Origin of the sequence: Methanosarcina sp. (assembly GCF_049706645.1) — an archaeon.
GTDB lineage: Archaea > Halobacteriota > Methanosarcinia > Methanosarcinales > Methanosarcinaceae > Methanosarcina.
This window is the reverse complement of record NZ_JBNAKP010000010.1, coordinates 161706-177105: the sequence shown is the minus strand read 5'-3', so window position 1 is coordinate 177105 and position 15400 is coordinate 161706. Positions and strand designations below refer to the sequence as shown.

General features: G+C 44.4%; 13 protein-coding genes. 8 read left to right on the top strand and 5 right to left on the bottom strand.

What is annotated here, in order from left to right; genetic code table 11:
• Window positions 1-59: 59 nt before the first annotated feature.
• From ACPK8D_RS04185 to ACPK8D_RS04175, 3 genes are all read left to right on the top strand, one after another.
• The gene (locus ACPK8D_RS04185; protein WP_424716583.1) at window positions 60-581 is read left to right on the top strand and encodes a DUF367 family protein; all 522 of its coding nucleotides are present in this window, start codon (window positions 60-62) and stop codon (window positions 579-581) included.
• Window positions 582-681: 100 nt separating this feature from the next.
• A complete protein-coding gene (locus ACPK8D_RS04180; RefSeq protein WP_424716649.1) occupies window positions 682-1161 on the top strand; it encodes a TIGR00725 family protein in 480 nt (159 codons plus the stop codon).
• 354 nt (window positions 1162-1515) lie between these two features.
• Window positions 1516-3807 (top strand): DNA topoisomerase I, encoded by a 2292-nt coding sequence (locus ACPK8D_RS04175; protein WP_424716582.1) that lies wholly within the window; start codon window positions 1516-1518, stop codon window positions 3805-3807.
• A 116-nt stretch (window positions 3808-3923) separates the two neighbouring features.
• On the opposite strand, the gene ACPK8D_RS04170 is transcribed toward ACPK8D_RS04175, so the two are convergent.
• A complete protein-coding gene (locus tag ACPK8D_RS04170) occupies window positions 3924-5489 on the bottom strand; it encodes a flavin monoamine oxidase family protein (protein ID WP_424716581.1) in 1566 nt (521 codons plus the stop codon).
• Between the two features lie 719 nt (window positions 5490-6208).
• Here ACPK8D_RS04170 and ACPK8D_RS04165 point away from each other — a divergent pair.
• The 3 genes from ACPK8D_RS04165 to ACPK8D_RS04155 all read left to right on the top strand — a co-directional run bounded on the left by ACPK8D_RS04165 (window position 6209) and on the right by ACPK8D_RS04155 (window position 8824).
• Window positions 6209-6346 (top strand): hypothetical protein, encoded by a 138-nt coding sequence (locus tag ACPK8D_RS04165; protein WP_424716580.1) that lies wholly within the window; start codon window positions 6209-6211, stop codon window positions 6344-6346.
• 626 nt (window positions 6347-6972) lie between these two features.
• Window positions 6973-8214, top strand: coding sequence for an MBL fold metallo-hydrolase (locus ACPK8D_RS04160; protein WP_424716648.1), 1242 nt, complete (start codon window positions 6973-6975; stop codon window positions 8212-8214).
• A 64-nt stretch (window positions 8215-8278) separates the two neighbouring features.
• Complete coding sequence (locus ACPK8D_RS04155) at window positions 8279-8824, top strand: ferredoxin domain-containing protein (protein WP_424716579.1); 546 nt, start codon at window positions 8279-8281, stop codon at window positions 8822-8824.
• A gap of 167 nt (window positions 8825-8991) precedes the next feature.
• On the opposite strand, the gene ACPK8D_RS04150 is transcribed toward ACPK8D_RS04155, so the two are convergent.
• Together ACPK8D_RS04150 and ACPK8D_RS04145 are read right to left on the bottom strand one after the other, a co-directional pair.
• On the bottom strand, window positions 8992-10149 hold the full coding sequence (locus tag ACPK8D_RS04150; RefSeq protein ID WP_424716578.1) for an LL-diaminopimelate aminotransferase: 1158 nt from the start codon (window positions 10147-10149) through the stop codon (window positions 8992-8994).
• A 348-nt stretch (window positions 10150-10497) separates the two neighbouring features.
• Window positions 10498-11922: an ATP-binding protein gene (locus ACPK8D_RS04145; protein WP_424716577.1), complete on the bottom strand. Its 1425-nt coding sequence runs from the start codon at window positions 11920-11922 to the stop codon at window positions 10498-10500.
• A gap of 440 nt (window positions 11923-12362) precedes the next feature.
• Here ACPK8D_RS04145 and ACPK8D_RS04140 point away from each other — a divergent pair, with 440 nt between their 5' ends.
• Complete coding sequence (locus ACPK8D_RS04140; protein WP_424716576.1) at window positions 12363-12884, top strand: protein-tyrosine phosphatase family protein; 522 nt, start codon at window positions 12363-12365, stop codon at window positions 12882-12884.
• A 174-nt stretch (window positions 12885-13058) separates the two neighbouring features.
• On the opposite strand, the gene ACPK8D_RS04135 is transcribed toward ACPK8D_RS04140, so the two are convergent.
• Window positions 13059-13271: a hypothetical protein gene (locus tag ACPK8D_RS04135; RefSeq protein WP_424716575.1), complete on the bottom strand. Its 213-nt coding sequence runs from the start codon at window positions 13269-13271 to the stop codon at window positions 13059-13061.
• Window positions 13272-13382: 111 nt separating this feature from the next.
• Entirely contained in the window at window positions 13383-13595 is a 213-nt protein-coding gene (locus tag ACPK8D_RS04130; protein WP_424716574.1) for a hypothetical protein, read from the bottom strand.
• 464 nt (window positions 13596-14059) lie between these two features.
• Between ACPK8D_RS04130 and ACPK8D_RS04125 the strand changes: the two genes are divergently transcribed.
• On the top strand, window positions 14060-15373 hold the full coding sequence (locus tag ACPK8D_RS04125) for a hypothetical protein (protein WP_424716573.1): 1314 nt from the start codon (window positions 14060-14062) through the stop codon (window positions 15371-15373).
• The last annotated feature ends 27 nt before the right edge of the window (window positions 15374-15400 follow it).

Sequence of the window (15400 nt, the reverse complement as noted above, 5' to 3'; positions counted from 1 at the left end):
AGGAAACAGGTAAATAAGGAAGCTGTTTAAATAGAATTCTATATCTCAGAGGATCAGTGATGAATCCGACAAATCAACGGGATATTTCCCTCTACATCTACCATGCCGGGCAGTGTGACCCGAAAAAGTGCACCGGAAGGAAGCTGGCTCGCTTTGACCTTGCCCGTCTTTACGACAGGATATCAAGGCTGCCCAGATCAGCGATTCTTCTGGACCCGACTGCAGAAAAAGCTCTTTCTCCTGCCGATGACGCCGGTAAAGGGATTATCGTACTTGATTGTTCCTGGGAAGAAGTAGAAAGGATATTTCCCGAACTTTCGAAGTTGAACCTTGAGCACAGGGCCCTTCCTTACCTGCTTGCAGGCAATCCTGTTAATTTCGGAAGGCCCTTCAAACTCAACTCAGCCGAAGCCTTTGCAGCAGCTCTCTACATTCTGGGGCATAAAGAACAGGCTGAGAAAGTCCTCTCCAAGTTTAACTGGGGGCACAGTTTTCTCGAGCTGAATAAAGAGCCGCTTGAGGAGTATGCAACCGCGAAGAACAGTACTGAGATTGTGGAAATCCAGAGCCACTATATCTGATTATATTTGAAAGCCAGCAAGCCCGGACTGCCTGGAAAAAGGAGACTTCATATCAAAGACCTGAAATAAAGAAAAAGGTGTCTACTTTATGAGAGCATTGATGAAAATAGCGGCCAGAAAGCAGATAGGAGTTATAGGCGCAGGGGTTTGCGGCAGCGAGTCCAGGGCAGTTGCAGAGGCGGTCGGGAGAGAGGTAGCAAAAAGAGGGGCGGTTCTGCTCTGCGGAGGCCTGGGAAGAGTTATGGAAGCCGCAGCATACGGAGCAAAGCAGGAAGGAGGAATAACCCTGGGAATTCTGCCCGGCACCCTGAGAGAGGAAGCAAATCTCTGGATAGATATCGCGGTTGTCAGTGGAATGGGACATGCCAGAAACGCTCTCATAGCCCAGTCCTCAGATGCATTGATTGCAGTTAGTGGAGAATACGGAACGCTTTCGGAGATAGCGCTGGGCCTTAAGATGAGAAAGCCTGTAGTGGTTCTCGAACCAGGCTGGAAAATCGAAGGCGTTCACAGGGCAAAAAGTCCGGAAGAAGCAGTAGAACTTGTTTTCAGCCTGATTGAAGGTGATGAAAAATCCTAAATCCTAATAGACGGAAGAAGGCGTTTTCGCTCAAGCTTTTTTTAAAAAGGCTTGCGTTGCACCGGTTTATCACCAACCGTTGCGCCGGTTGATCACGCCGTTTCTTGGGGTTTTCGATCAAACCTTTTTTAAAAAGGTTTGCGCTCAAGCCTTTTAAAAAAAGGCCTGGGATAAAGAGCTCTGAGGATAATTTTAGTCACGGATGACAGTGTATTTAGAGAGTCAATCCAAAAATTTATATTGCAAAAGGAAACTTCAAGAATTAGGAGGCAGGCTTTGTCTCAGACTGGCAGGAGTTTTGGGGTACGCCAGTATTCCTCCTCAGAATATAAAAAAATTATACCGGAGTTTTAAATGCACCTTATCGTAACGGAAAAAAATATAGCAGCAAGGAGGATAGCTGCGATTCTGGCTCCAAAGAACCCGAAGAAGGATAGAGTCAGCGGAGTGGACGTATACCGGTATGAGATCACGTCCGATGGGAAGAAGCAGGAGACTGCGGTTGTAGGGTTGTCGGGCCATATCGTAGGGATCGATTTCCCCAAGGAGTACAATAACTGGCAGAAGGTGGATGCTAAAGCCCTCATCGACGCCGATATAATAACAACTCCTATCAACCGGAAGATCGTAACTGCCCTGAAAAGCCTGGGAAAAGAGGCAGGCAGGGTCACGATCGCGACTGACTACGACCGGGAAGGCGAATTGATAGGAGTCGAAGCCCTCAATATTATAAAAAAGGTGAATCCGGATGCTCCCTTTGACCGCGTCCGTTACAGTGCAATAACTCCAAAAGCAATCGAAGCCGCTTTTTCAAACCCTACAGATGTTGATTTTAATCTCGCGGATGCAGGCCATTCCAGGCAGGTCATTGACCTCGTATGGGGTGCAGCCCTTACCCGTTACATTTCTCTTGCCGCAGGCAGGCTTGGGAAGATGTTCCTGTCGGTAGGCAGGGTACAATCTCCAACACTTTCTCTTATTGTTGACAGGGAAAAAGAAAGGAATATTTTTGTCCCGACTCCTTACTGGGAGATCCATGCCGAACTTCAAAATGCCGAAGGAGAAATTTTTTCAGCTCAGCACTCAACCCGCCGCTTTCTGGACAAAGAGGAGGCAGCAAGAGCCTTTAAGAAAATGGGGAAACAGGCTCAGTTAAAGGAAATCGAAAAAGGGAAGAAGACTGACCAGCCCCCGATTCCATTCAATACTACAGGTTTCATAAGCGCAGCGAACTCAATCGGGCTCAGTCCCTCAAACGCAATGCGCATAGCCGAATCTCTTTACACTAACGGTTATATTTCATACCCCAGAACCGACAATACGGTTTATCCCGATACCCTGGACCTGAAAGCCCAGATCGAGATTTTCAGGGAGGGCCCCTTTAAAGAATATGCAAACGCCCTGCTTGAGAAAGCCGAACTTGTTCCTACGCGAGGCAAGAAAGAGACTACTGACCACCCTCCGATTTTTCCTGTTTCACTCGCAAAAAAGGCCGACTTAAAAGAGGAAGAATGGAAGGTGTATGAACTTGTAATCAGGCGATTTTTTGCAACTTTTGCCGGGCCAAGTGAGTGGGAAACCATGCGTTTGAAACTTGAGATTCAGGGGGAAGAATTCAGGGCAAACGGAGCAAGGCTTGTAGAACCGGGCTGGAGATGGTATTATCCTTATAATGCACCTGAAGACAGGCTGTTTCCCGAACTTCATGAAGGCGATTCTCTGAAAGTGATAAAGAAAGAGATGCTGGATAAAGAAACCCAACCTCCGGGCCGCTACGGGCAGGGAAGGCTTATCAATATCATGGAAGAGCTCGGGCTCGGAACTAAAGCAACTCGGCACGAGATAATCAGCAAGCTTTATTCCAGGGCTTACATCCACGGAAACCCCGTGCAGCCCACGAATACCTCTTTTGCAGTAATGGATACCCTTGAGAAGTACTCCCCTACCATCACAAAACCGGACATGACAAAGCTGCTTGAAGAAAACATGGACCGGATTGCCGAGGGCAAGATCAAAGAGCTGTCAGTGCTTGAGGAGTCGCGGGAGATGTTAAAACAGGTCTTCTCGGAACTCGACAAAAACCGGGATAATATCGTGGAATCCCTCCAGGCGGGCCTCAGGGAAGACAAGATAATAGGCACCTGCTCAGGTTGCGGAAACGAGCTTATGATCAGGCGTTCGAAAAGGGGAGGCCGTTTTATAGGCTGCAGCAACTATCCGAACTGTACCTTTTCCCTCCCCCTGCCAAAAAGCGGACAGATCGTGGTTATAGACAAGATGTGTGAAGCCCACGGACTGCACCATATTCGCATAATCAATTCCGGAAAACGACCCTGGGACCTCGGCTGCCCTCAGTGCAATTTCATAGAATGGCAGAAAACCCAGCAGGAAGAGCAGGCCCAGCAGCCCAAAAAGGAGCGCCCGAAATCAATTAAGGATCTCGAAGGCGTTGGAAAAGCCACAGCAGGAAAACTGGAAGAAGCCGGAATTACAAGCGTGGAAGCCCTGGCAGAAGCCGATCCCATAGAACTTGCAAAAACAATAAAGATGAGCGTAAAGAAGGTTAAAAACTGGCAGGTCTCATGCAACGGCACAGTTGAAGGCAGCGGCACGGTTGAAGATAACGGCACAGTTGAGGACGTATGAAAATAGTCCTCACTCACGCCGGCTTTTTATTTTATTTTTTTTAGAGCCGGTTATAAATTTGAATCTCAATTTAGAGCCGGTCATAAATTTGAACCTTAATTCTGACCCTTAAAACTTTATTCGCCATACAGGGTCGTTTTTGTCACGCTCGATGAAGGCGAGACGTCTTTACCAGAATCAGTAATGTGATTTATAACTTGCAGGGCTGTGCGTAAACCGCCTTCGATAAAACCCTGAAAATCCGAATAAGCCTCGCCACAGATATGGATATTCTTATTTGATGACGACCCATATTGTAATGAGAATGCAGTTAACTCTTTTATTGCCTCTTCAGCACGGACGCCAGGTTTCCAGATGTGACATCCAGCCTCAAAAGGCTCACGGCTCCAATCCCTTATGCCAAAACAGCTTATTAATTCAGCTTCTGCTTCTATTTCTTTAATGTCTGTACTATCGGGATTCGACCGTAAATACTGAAGGTAGCCTTCAACAAGACGCTTATCAAAATTTAACTCTGCTTTTAGATGTTCCTGTTGTTTTACGAATGGCGTCCAGTAGCGCATACTGGGCGGGTCACCATAGACCATAACAATTCCACGTTTACCGGTTCCATCATCCCTGAAACCATAATGGATTTCTCTTGCGGGAGTGGATGAAGCCCGTGTCTGTGCTGGTGTGAATTCATCCCACCACGGGTTCTCATTAACAAAGAAACATTTTACCAGTGGAATAGGAATTACGGAATCTACCAGCTCTCCAATACTTTGGGGTAAAAGAGGGCGAAGCTGCATCAGGGGATAACGGGGTAATGCCAGAACAATATGTTTTGCCAGTACCTGAACTGCAGTATTGTCAGTCTTAAATTCCAGTAAAACTCGCCCGTCAGGCTGGGGAGAAAGGGCTGTCAACCTGTGATTTAGGTGTAACGAGACCGAAAGTTCTGATTCGGAGCCAAATCTGTGAACCAGCTCCTGAACAAGGGATTCGGTACCCTGTGCTATGCCAACCAGCTCATCGTCTGGATGCAGCCCACGCAGCCAGAAAATAATCCATTCTGCTGCATTGGGGTTAAAATGAATAAAATGGTAAAACGTCCCATGATGGATGATCTTATTCACTGCACGATGGCTAAGCACAAGACTTAGTGCATTCCATAAGCCCATCTGGTAGAGATATTTTCCATTGTAGGCAGCCTTATTACGCACATAACTGTAGTACTCCTCGTCAAGAGTAGCCCACCATGCCCGATGCCTGGGGTCATCAGGGTTGTCCATATCTACCCCGCTTGAATTTAACAGACGCAGAATGCCCAGCTTTAAAAGCTGAAGTGTTGTCAATTTGCTTCCGTAACGCTGACCACCGGATTCATCAAAAGCCAGATCAAAAAGAGAATCAGGATCTTTTGCCGCTGTGTAAGGAACGAAATATTTTGTCTCCAGACCAAGTTCAGCTATGAGATTCATAAGCAGGGGCTGTGCAAGCTTCTCAAATCGCATTGGACCATATTCCGCTAAAAACCCGCCCATCTCCACAGTCTCAATTCGACCTCCAAAACGACCTGTAGCTTCAAATAAAGAAATGGTATGGTTAACCCCTTTTAACTGTCTGAGTTTATAGCAGGTATAAAGACCTGTGATACCTCCCCCAACTATGACCGTATCAGAATTAATGATATCAGGCACTCTATCTCTCCCTATCTGCTTTTAATTTGCCTTCACTTTTTTGCACAGGTCAAAATTAATTTTCCAGCTGGAAAGCGACCATGCTAAAGGATAAATACAGAAACTGAAACTCTGTCTTTCTAGATATGGTGAATGATTCTTCTGCAATAGAATAAGTAAGATTTCTTTTTCTCGTTCTGGTTGATCACCTTTATTTTTCTATGCTTATTTATAGTTCTTATGGGCTCTCAGCGATGAAACTTTCTGGATCTGAACAAGAAACCAAACTTGTTACGCCCTAAAGGCAGACTAATTTATGATTTATAATGGTGAGATTCCTCAAGAGGCTAAATTACAATACTTCTGACCTGTGCAACGCGAGTCATTATACTGAAACGATTGTCACGCTCGACGAAGGCGAGCGGCCTTCTAAAAAAGACAAAAACGAAAAGAAAAGGAAAATAGTAACCTGCATTCACTTTTACTGTTTTTACTACTTTTTCAAACTTTTTATTTCTACTTTTTAAAAAGAGCCACCAGATAAGCTGGCGGAAGCTTCCGAAAGCATGCAAATCAAAAAGCGATTTCAGCAAATATGTGAAACTTACTTTTCCCCATACAATTTGAAGAAGATACGGAAAACTATGAGAATGGATTAAGAAATGATGAACCTTTATATAGTACTAGACTGTTTTATAATTATTAATTTGTAAAAATGATTTCCAGAGGTTTATAAATTGGTGACCAAGAAACAAAAGGCTGCAAAACGAGATAAGATAGATAAGGAAACGAGCGACAAAATTAAAAAGCCAGTTGAGGAAGTTAAGGAACCTGAAAATAAAGTAAAAGAAAAGGATAAGAAAAGGAAAGGGAAATAAAAAGAGGAAGTTTAAATCATGCCTTCCTTTCTCATCTTATCTATAAGCCATTTTTTACATTCTCGAATATCCTAAAATTAAAAATTAGCTTGATGTATATTTTTATAGTTGTTTATCATATGTTGCGTTATGTCTAAGGGTGGAGGGACATTTTGGTTTAAGGTGGCAATTGGTATTGCTGTTTTTGCAGGTATATCGAATGCTGTTCTTAAAGTAGTTAGTTGTTGGAAACCTAAAAAATAGTGTGCTATTTTGTATTGACAGAGAATTTCAGCTTTGTTTTCAAGTCCTTACAACTATGAAAAGGGACTTTTGAACCTCTTACTACTTTTTCTCTATTTCCTTCAATTTCTTTCATGTTTTTGGGAAGAACTGCCAGGCAGGCTGGCGGGAACTCTTATGTTTACCTGTGAATTAGAAATCGATCATAAAAATAAGATAAAAAATTTAGTTATAAGAAGTAATCTTAAGCTAAATGACAGCGATTTTCAGAATCTCAAACTTTTCCTTTCTTCTTTGACTGCCCGCGCTCACAGAAGTATTTAACAATATTATAGCAAATATTATAGCATATATTATAGTAAATATTATAGTAAAATTTTAATAGATCTTAAGAAGGTTTTATTCTGGAGTTTACCTTTAAAGGCGGATGCAGGGAAGTAGGACGTTCGGGTTTTTTAGTAAATGGGGAAATCCTGCTCGATTACGGCATAAAAACAGGAGATATCCCGGAATATCCTCTCAACGGCATGGAACCGAAGGTTGTGCTTGTTTCACACGGGCATCTTGATCACTGCGGGGCTGTGCCCAACCTGATGTACCTGAATCCTGAGGTTTTCATGACCCCGCCGACTGCAGAATTTGCTTTTCTGCTGGGAAGGGATACCCTGAAACTTGCAGAGAATACCCTGTCAGGTGTATCCCCTTTTGATCCCGACGACCTCCAGAAGCTTTCCAGGCAAACACAGAAAGTAGATTATAATAAGCCTTTCAAAAGCCACGGATACAGGATTTGTTTTCATGATGCAGGCCACATCCCGGGGGCAGCTGGCATCTTCATGGAATCCGAATCCGGGGAGAGCCTGTTTTACACCGGAGATTTCAGCCTGACCGAAACCAGGCTTGTGCCCAGGGCGGCTGAGTTTCCCGAGGCCGATACTCTGATTCTCGAAAGCACGTATTTCGGGGAAGAGCATGTCCCGCGAAAGGAAACCGAAGAAAGGTTTATCGAATCGATTCTGGATACGGTTGATAGGGGAGGCACTGCCCTTATCCCTGCCTTTGCAATAGGCAGGACTCAGGAGATACTTATGCTGCTTGATGCCCACGGAATTCGGGCTTATGTGGACGGCATGGGCAGGGATGTGTATAAAATTCTTAAAAAGTATCCCGAATACCTTAAAGAACCCGAGCGTCTTGACAGGGCTTTCGGACGTGCTATTCCCGTAAAAGACCAGCAACGGGATTCGGTACTTAAAGAACCCTCGGTCATTGTTACCACAGCCGGAATGCTGAACGGAGGGCCGGTACTGTATTACCTGAGCCGGCTTTACAAAGACCCTAAATCAAAAGTCCTGCTTACAGGCTACCAGGCCGAGGGCACGAACGGCAGGCTGGCTCTTGAGCACGGACTTATTGAGACCAGAGGAGATATCCTTACTCTCAAGCCCAGGGTGGAGCAGTACGACTTTTCCGCCCACAGCGGCGATAGCGAACTCAAAAAGGTTGTAAAGAATTTTTGCAAAAAAGGCACTGAAAGAGTCTTTGTAATGCATGGGGACAAAACCGAAATTTTTGCGCAGTGGATTCTGGAAGAAATCGGCGTGGATGCATATGCGCCCGCAAACGGGCATACTTTTAGCTTTTAAGCGTGGAAAATAGCCGTTAAAAAGTTGCGAAATGCTTAAGCCCGGACAGTTCCAATACCTGAGCATGATCCTTAATCCTGAATCCGAAGTGCTTGAGACACTCGCAAAGAGCATCCTCCTGGCTGCAAGGACTGCGCCGAAAGCAAAAGGTGTAGACGATATTGTAACTGCCCTGGTCGAAAAAAAGGATATTCAGGTGCTTGCCTCGACAATGGAAAGGCTGGCGGATGAAAAAGGGCCGGGCTACGCTTTTCTGAAAAGAGATGCTGCAAATCTTCGAAATGCGGGAGCTGCAGTCCTGATAGGAGTTAAAACCAGCGGAGCTGCGGGCCTGGACTGTGGAGCCTGCGGGTTTAAAACCTGTGCAGAGATGCTGGACCGGCAAAAGTTAGAAGTAGAATTTAAGGGCCCAAACTGCATGTTCAAATACGTAGATCTCGGAATTGCTGTAGGTTCAGCCGCTGCAAAAGCCAGAGACCTCTGTATCGACAACAGGGTTATGTATTCGATTGGTGCAGCCGCAAGGGTCTCGGGATTGCTTGATGCAGATGTCATTTTTGCAATTCCGCTGAGTGTAACCGGGAAAAATATCTTTTTTGACAGAAAATAAAATTTTAAAGACTTCTAAAGTCTTTTAAGATAATTAAAGCCTGTTAGAGGTTATTTAAGAATAGAATTTAAGAAAAAGAGGATACTCTTTATAAAAAAGAAATTTTTCTGGCCCTGTATCCCATATGCATGGCCAGAGTTATTTTTCTAATTTCTTAAACGCGGCAGTTAGAATTGCAGCGTCTTCATCCTTTCGACAGCTTCTTTAATCCTCTCAACCGTCTTTGTAAGGGCAAACCTGATGTAGCCTTCGCCGGCGTCTCCGAACCCGACTCCGGGGGTCGCAACGATCCCGGCTTCTTCGAGCAGGAGTTTTGCAAAACTTATTGAGGTAAAGCCTTTCGGGACAGGTGCCCAGATGTAGAAAGTGGCTTTTGGCGGCTTTACTTCAAGGCCCATAGCCGTGAGCCCCTCGATGAGAGCATCCCGCCTCTCCTCATAGATCTTATTTGTTTCATCGACACAGTCCTGGGAAGAGCACAGGGCTGCAATGCCTGCGATCTGGATCGCATCAAAGACGCCTGAGTCCACATTGGATTTGACCTTGCCGAGCCCCTTTATAATGTCACTGTTTCCAACCGCAAACCCGAGCCTCCAGCCTGTCATGTTATAGGTCTTGGAATGCGAATAGAGTTCCATGCCAATATCCATTGCCCCGGCAGCAGCAAGGAAAGAGGGAGCTTCGTACCCGTCGTACGTCATCTGGCAGTAAGCATTGTCATGTACTGCAATAATGTCGTGCTTTTTGCAGAACTCAACTACTTTTTCAAAGAACCGCATGTCTGCGGTTGCAGCAGTCGGATTGTTCGGGTAATTAAAGAAGAGAAGTTTTGCCTTTTTCAGGACATCCGCCGGAATCGAGTCCAGATCAGGCAGGAAATCGTTCTCGGCAGTCAGCGGCAGCGGATACGGCTCTCCGCCGGCAAAAAGCGTCCCTATTTTGTAAACCGGATACCCAGGATCAGTGTAAAGCACAACATCCCCGGGATTGACAAAAGCGAGCGGAATATGCGCAACCGCTTCCTTTGACCCGATCAGGGAAAGAACTTCAGTTGCAGGGTCAAGCTCAATCCCCTTATATTTCTTACACCAATCCGCCGCCGCCTTCCTGAAATCCGCCATCCCGGCATAAGAAGGATACTGGTGCGTTTTCGGATTGCAAACCGCCTCCCGCATAGCCTCTACAATATGCGGATGCGTCGGCAGGTCAGGGTCTCCCACGCCAAGGTCGATCACGTCAACGCCCCTGGCAATTAATTCGTCCCTTGCTTCGTCTATAGCTGCAAAAAGATATGGGGGTAATGCATTGATTCGGTCAGAGTACATTGATAAAGTCACCTGAAGATGATTGGCATGAGTAGTTCTCATAGTTACGGTATTGGGAATATTAAAAGGTATGGGATAAAAGTAACAGAAGTATCAAATGGCCCGGTTAGACTTTAAACTTACTGTTGATACCTTTAGTACAAAGTATCAAAATTTATCCGAACTTCCATTTCGTGATCAAATTCTAGCCTGCCTTTCAAAACCTGGAATTCCTTCGTGGGCTGGAGAATCTGAAGCTACTCTTTGCTATCTGTCAATTCCTTTTATTTTCTATCAATTTGATAGATTTTGATAGATTCTGATAGATTTTGATATATCTGATAAAACCACCCGAAAAAAAGAAGTTTTTCACTCATTAACCGTATCCAGGTCTTCCAGTGAAAAAAGCAGCATCCCTTTTCCTTTTGCAAACCTTTTAGCCTCGTTCGTAAACCCTTCCCTTGCCATAACAGCAAAATACTCTTTTCTTTCTTCCCTGTACCAGTCTACAAGCTTTGCCTTCTCAATAAGTCCCTCAAGCACTTCTGTTCCGACAGGCTGCTTTTGCCATTTGCATTCGCAAAAGAGAATCTCTTTCGTGTTTTCGTTTAGAGCTGCAAGGTCGATTTCGTAGGTATTTTTTCCGGGTTCTCCGCGGAATTTGCCCCACTGCTTAGCAATTTTCCCGAAGGTAAAAGGAAGCTTTTTCTGATGATTCAGGGCTATCAGAAACTGTCTGGTGATTTCCTCAAAGGCCGGGCCTGTAAAGCGGTCAAGTTCGGCTTCGATTTTTGAGAGAACGAGGTCGGTATTTCCAAGTTCGAGTTCGGAATAGTTTGGGTAGATGAAGCGAAACCAGAATTTGAAGAAATTGTCCTTGATCAGGTAGATACTCTTTTTTGTGGTTTTCCTTTCACAGACCGGAATTTCCCTGACGATGAGATCCAGGTCGTCTCGAAGCACGGTCAGGAAATAGTCAATAGAGGTGGGCTTAATGCCTGAAGCTACTGCAATTTCCGAGGGGGTCGTCGTGCCCGCTGCAATTACTTTCATGATATTGAAGTAGGTGTTACTGTCCTGTACTTCGGTTTTTAGTAGGTTTTCGGGCTCGGAGTAAAGAAGGCTGGTCCGGCTGAGAATCTTCTTCAGGCTTTCTGCAAGAATTCTGGACTCCACTTCTTCTAAGTATTTTGGGGTTCCGCCGTAGATTGCGTATATATGCACCCGGTTGGCCGGGGAGAACTCGGGAAACCACTCTTTCAAGGTATAGAACCTGAAAGCCTCAAAGCCAAGCTGGCCTGTCCGCCTGCCATAGAGAGGGGCTGCGTGGTCAAAAATCCTGTGCATCATACCAATCGAAGACCCTGAGACGATAAAGAACAGCTTCGATTCGGCTGCATAACTGTCTATCTGCTTTTGGAGATATGAAAAAATGCTTTTATTAATGTCAAAAAACCTCTGGAACTCGTCGAATACAAGAATAATACGTTTTTTTTCTGAGAACTGGAAGAGCTTTTCGAAAAGCTCATCCCATGAGGGAGTGCCCAGAAAGTTGAGCCCGAATTTCTCATGGAAACTCTCTGCAATCTCAAGCCTGACTTCCAGATCATTCAGTTCGGGCACAAGCAGGTAGCTAAAGTCATTTTTATCTTCCAAAAACTTTCGTATGAGGCGGGTTTTTCCAAGCCTTCGTCTGCCAATGACTGAAATGAACCGAAAATTATCTTTCTCATACTCTTCATTAAGGTATTTGAGCTCACTCTCCCGATTTATGAACTCAGATTTTATTGTCATAACAATAATTGTACACACAATAATATTTAACATTACTCAATAAAGGTTCCGAAGATAGTCTCCCTCAACGACCGTCAATCTTTTGAAAGTCGTCGATCTTTTTAGAAGAGCACCTAATATTTACGTAATCAAGGGTTATGTTATTAACAGATGAACTTTAATTATTGTAACAACAATTATTGTTTAGACAATAATTTTTTACACAGCCGCCGCTAGCTTCCATTTCCCCGCTGAAAATAATTTTTTAGCCATTCTCATTAATCAGGATAACTTTTTCAATGGCTGTAAATTCACTTGATTCTCTTCAAGCCCTCTCAGGCTAATCAGCAGATATCTGAGATTTTGCTATTTATTGCTGGTAGCCGACTTGACTACACATTTATGCTCAATATCCTGCTCTTTAAATGAAAATTTATATCTTCTGATCTCATACTTTTAGCATGGCACCCTCATTATTGAGTCCTACATCAATGCCTGTAATCGAAGGCATTCGAATCCCACTGACTTTCTACGTAGTGCTTAAGGAGCCTGCGCTTCTGGCTGGTATGTCCTATCCAGCCATGAGCACGCCCTGGGAGAAAATCGGTAATGCAGGTTTCTCAGGCGTTGTCTGTCTCTGTGATTCCGAGGTATCCTATGACCCCTATCCTCTCAAAGTACTTTTTTCTGCAGAACTGGAAGACCTGCATTATGGTAATGCTCCATATGATCCTGAAACACTGGAGTGGCTTGTCAGGAGAGCAGCTAGCATAGTAAAAAGAGAAATGGATGCAGGAAAAGGCATCGTTGTCCACTGCGTGGGAGGTATAGGCAGAACTGGCACGGTTCTAGGATGTGTGCTCAGGGATCTTGGGTTTTCGGCTGATGAAGTAGTAAATTACCTGGACAGGACAAACAAATCAAGGGGTTTTAGAGGATGGCCGGAAACGGAATGGCAGGCGGAAATGGTGCGCAGATATTGATAGAGACTGATAGGTGCCCATGGACGCTGATATCGATTGTCTTTTTGCGTTCTATCAATTTGATACATTTTGATAGATATTGATAGTAAAATTGATAACTTGCAGCTCAAAGTTAACTAAATAAATGTGATCGGACAGGAAAATAGGAAAGAATCCGATAGAAAACTTTTTTATTCACGCATTGTAGGCATCATAAAGCTGCCAGACCCAGATGATCAGCCATATTAAATATCCAATCCCGAAAATATGCAAGGCACTGGTGACGATAAAGGCTATCCAGATGCCCAGTGCCTTGAGCAGATCGCCCTTTACAAGCTGGCCTAGGCCAGGGATGAAAAAAGAAAATAAGGCTGGAATTCCGTGTGTTTTCTTGCAGTAATAGTTCATAGAGCTTACCTTTTATAAACACTTAATAAGAGGGGAGTAAAATAATTTAACTTGAAAAGCCGTTCTCCTCTAAAGATCACTTGTAAAACTACTTTCTTAACCTGTTTCTATTCAGGCATTATAGGCGTCATACACCTGTGCAATCCAGACAACCAGTCCCATTAAAAATCCGATTCCGACAATGCTCATGAATAGACAGAATGCCAGAGCGGCCCAGATGCCCACGGCCTTGGACAGATCGCCCTTTACAAGCTGGCCCAGCCCAGGGATGAAAAAAGAAAATAATGCCGGTACGCCGTGTGTTTTCTTGCAGTAATAGTTCATATAATCACCTCTGCTAGAATATTTATTAAAATAATATTTATTGGATGGCGAATATAAATAACTTAACCTGCAAGCCTTTTTTCTTCAAATTGATTATGAGATTGTTTTAATTTGACGATAAATAGAAAAAGCTCTCAAGCCTAACTGAAAAGCTTGCCCACTTCTTAACTGTTTTCTAACTTTTCGAAAATATATCCCAAAATTAATATATATTATACTATTAAACTACGGGGTATATTCAACTCCAATTAAAAAAAGAATCTAATGTTTAACTTAACTTTTGTTTGACTTAACTTTTCAGGTAAACTTTCCTGAAAAACATTGCTTTTCAACCTGCTAATGATATGGTTGTGTGCTTTAATTTACAGGTTATATGGAGTATGGTTATGGATAAAGAAGACAGTCAAAATTCAATCTGGGACCAAATTAAGTCTTTATGGAGCTCATTTCCAGAAGTTCTAAAATTGATTGGTACCATACTGAGTATAGCTATCGCCCTTAAAGTCCTTTTTCCTGCCGCGATTTTGGAAATCAATAACTTTAATGCAGGTCCGGAAATTATTGAGCCAGGTGGATCGTCTGTTTTGAACTGGGGTGTCTCCGGAGCTGAAAATATTACAATAGAGCCTGGTATAGGGCCTGTAAGTTCGAATGGGTCACTCTCGGTATCTCCTTCCGAAACTACAACTTATAAATTGACAGCTGCCGGTAAGGGAAAGGAAAAAATAGCTTCGTGCACGGTTACGGTTAGTGAAGGCTCTCAGGAGCCTCTTATCATCAGCTCGTTTGATGCAACCCCGGACTCCATCAAGCCAGGAGAGAGTGCAATCCTCAACTGGCACGTTACCGGGGTTTCAAACGTTACCATAGAGCCTGATATTGGGGCTGCAGGGCACACCGGAACACTGAACGTAGCTCCTGCCAGCACTACGACATACAAACTTACAGCTTCAAACGACGATAAAGAAGATGCAGCCTACTGTACTGTTGCGGTTGAGGAAAATCCTGTATCCCCTGAAAACGTTCCCCCATCTGAGCTTTCATCTGCGGAGGAAAGCCTGACACCTGACGAGAATCCAGCACCTCAGGACAATCCTGCATCTGAAGGGGATCCGACATCTCAAGATAATTCGGCATCTCAGGCGGACCAGGCATCTCAAAAAAGTCTGCCATCTATCGGCTCTTTTAATGCAAATCCGGATGCTATTGGGAAGGGAGAGAGCTCCAATTTAATTTGGAGTGTCTCCGAAGCCTCGCAGGTCTCGATAGAGCCCGAAATAGGAACCGTAGGTTTAACTGGCAGCCAGCGTATATTCCCCGGTGAAACCACAACTTATACCCTGACAGCTACAAACGAGTTCGGGAGCGTAGATGCTACCAAAGTCATATTTGTACAGGAGCCTTCTGCACCTGCCCCGAAAGAACCGGTTTCTACTCCCTCTCCTGCACCGATTTCAACGCCAGAGCAATTCTCGCCTGCCGATGGAACGGTATTTGACAATTTCACGTCCGGGATTACACTGGAATGGAAAGCTGTTCCCGGTGCGGCAAGCTATACGGTAGAAATCGATGAGTATGATTCGGGTTCCGGTTTGTGGCTTTCGGATTCGGCCAGGTCCAGGATGGAGTCCGGGATAACCGCAACCAGTTATTCTTTTGAGCCTGCGGTTAAGTCACCTGGCCGATGGCGTGTATGGGCTGCTGGTTCTGACGGCCAGGAAAGTGAGAAAAGCGGCTGGTGGGATTTCAACTACAACGTTGAATCCTCCCAGGCATGAAATACAATTAAATAAGTAAACTGTAAT

Coding starts and splice junctions, on each gene's coding strand:
- ACPK8D_RS04185 (WP_424716583.1), top strand. CDS start 60: ATGAATCCGACAAATCAACGGGATATTTCCCTCTACATCTACCATGCC.
- ACPK8D_RS04180 (WP_424716649.1), top strand. CDS start 682: ATGAAAATAGCGGCCAGAAAGCAGATAGGAGTTATAGGCGCAGGGGTT.
- ACPK8D_RS04175 (WP_424716582.1), top strand. CDS start 1,516: ATGCACCTTATCGTAACGGAAAAAAATATAGCAGCAAGGAGGATAGCT.
- ACPK8D_RS04155 (WP_424716579.1), top strand. CDS start 8,279: ATGATCCTTAATCCTGAATCCGAAGTGCTTGAGACACTCGCAAAGAGC.
- ACPK8D_RS04150 (WP_424716578.1), bottom strand. CDS start 10,149: ATGTACTCTGACCGAATCAATGCATTACCCCCATATCTTTTTGCAGCT.
- ACPK8D_RS04145 (WP_424716577.1), bottom strand. CDS start 11,922: ATGACAATAAAATCTGAGTTCATAAATCGGGAGAGTGAGCTCAAATAC.
- ACPK8D_RS04140 (WP_424716576.1), top strand. CDS start 12,363: ATGGCACCCTCATTATTGAGTCCTACATCAATGCCTGTAATCGAAGGC.
- ACPK8D_RS04135 (WP_424716575.1), bottom strand. CDS start 13,271: ATGAACTATTACTGCAAGAAAACACACGGAATTCCAGCCTTATTTTCT.
- ACPK8D_RS04130 (WP_424716574.1), bottom strand. CDS start 13,595: ATGAACTATTACTGCAAGAAAACACACGGCGTACCGGCATTATTTTCT.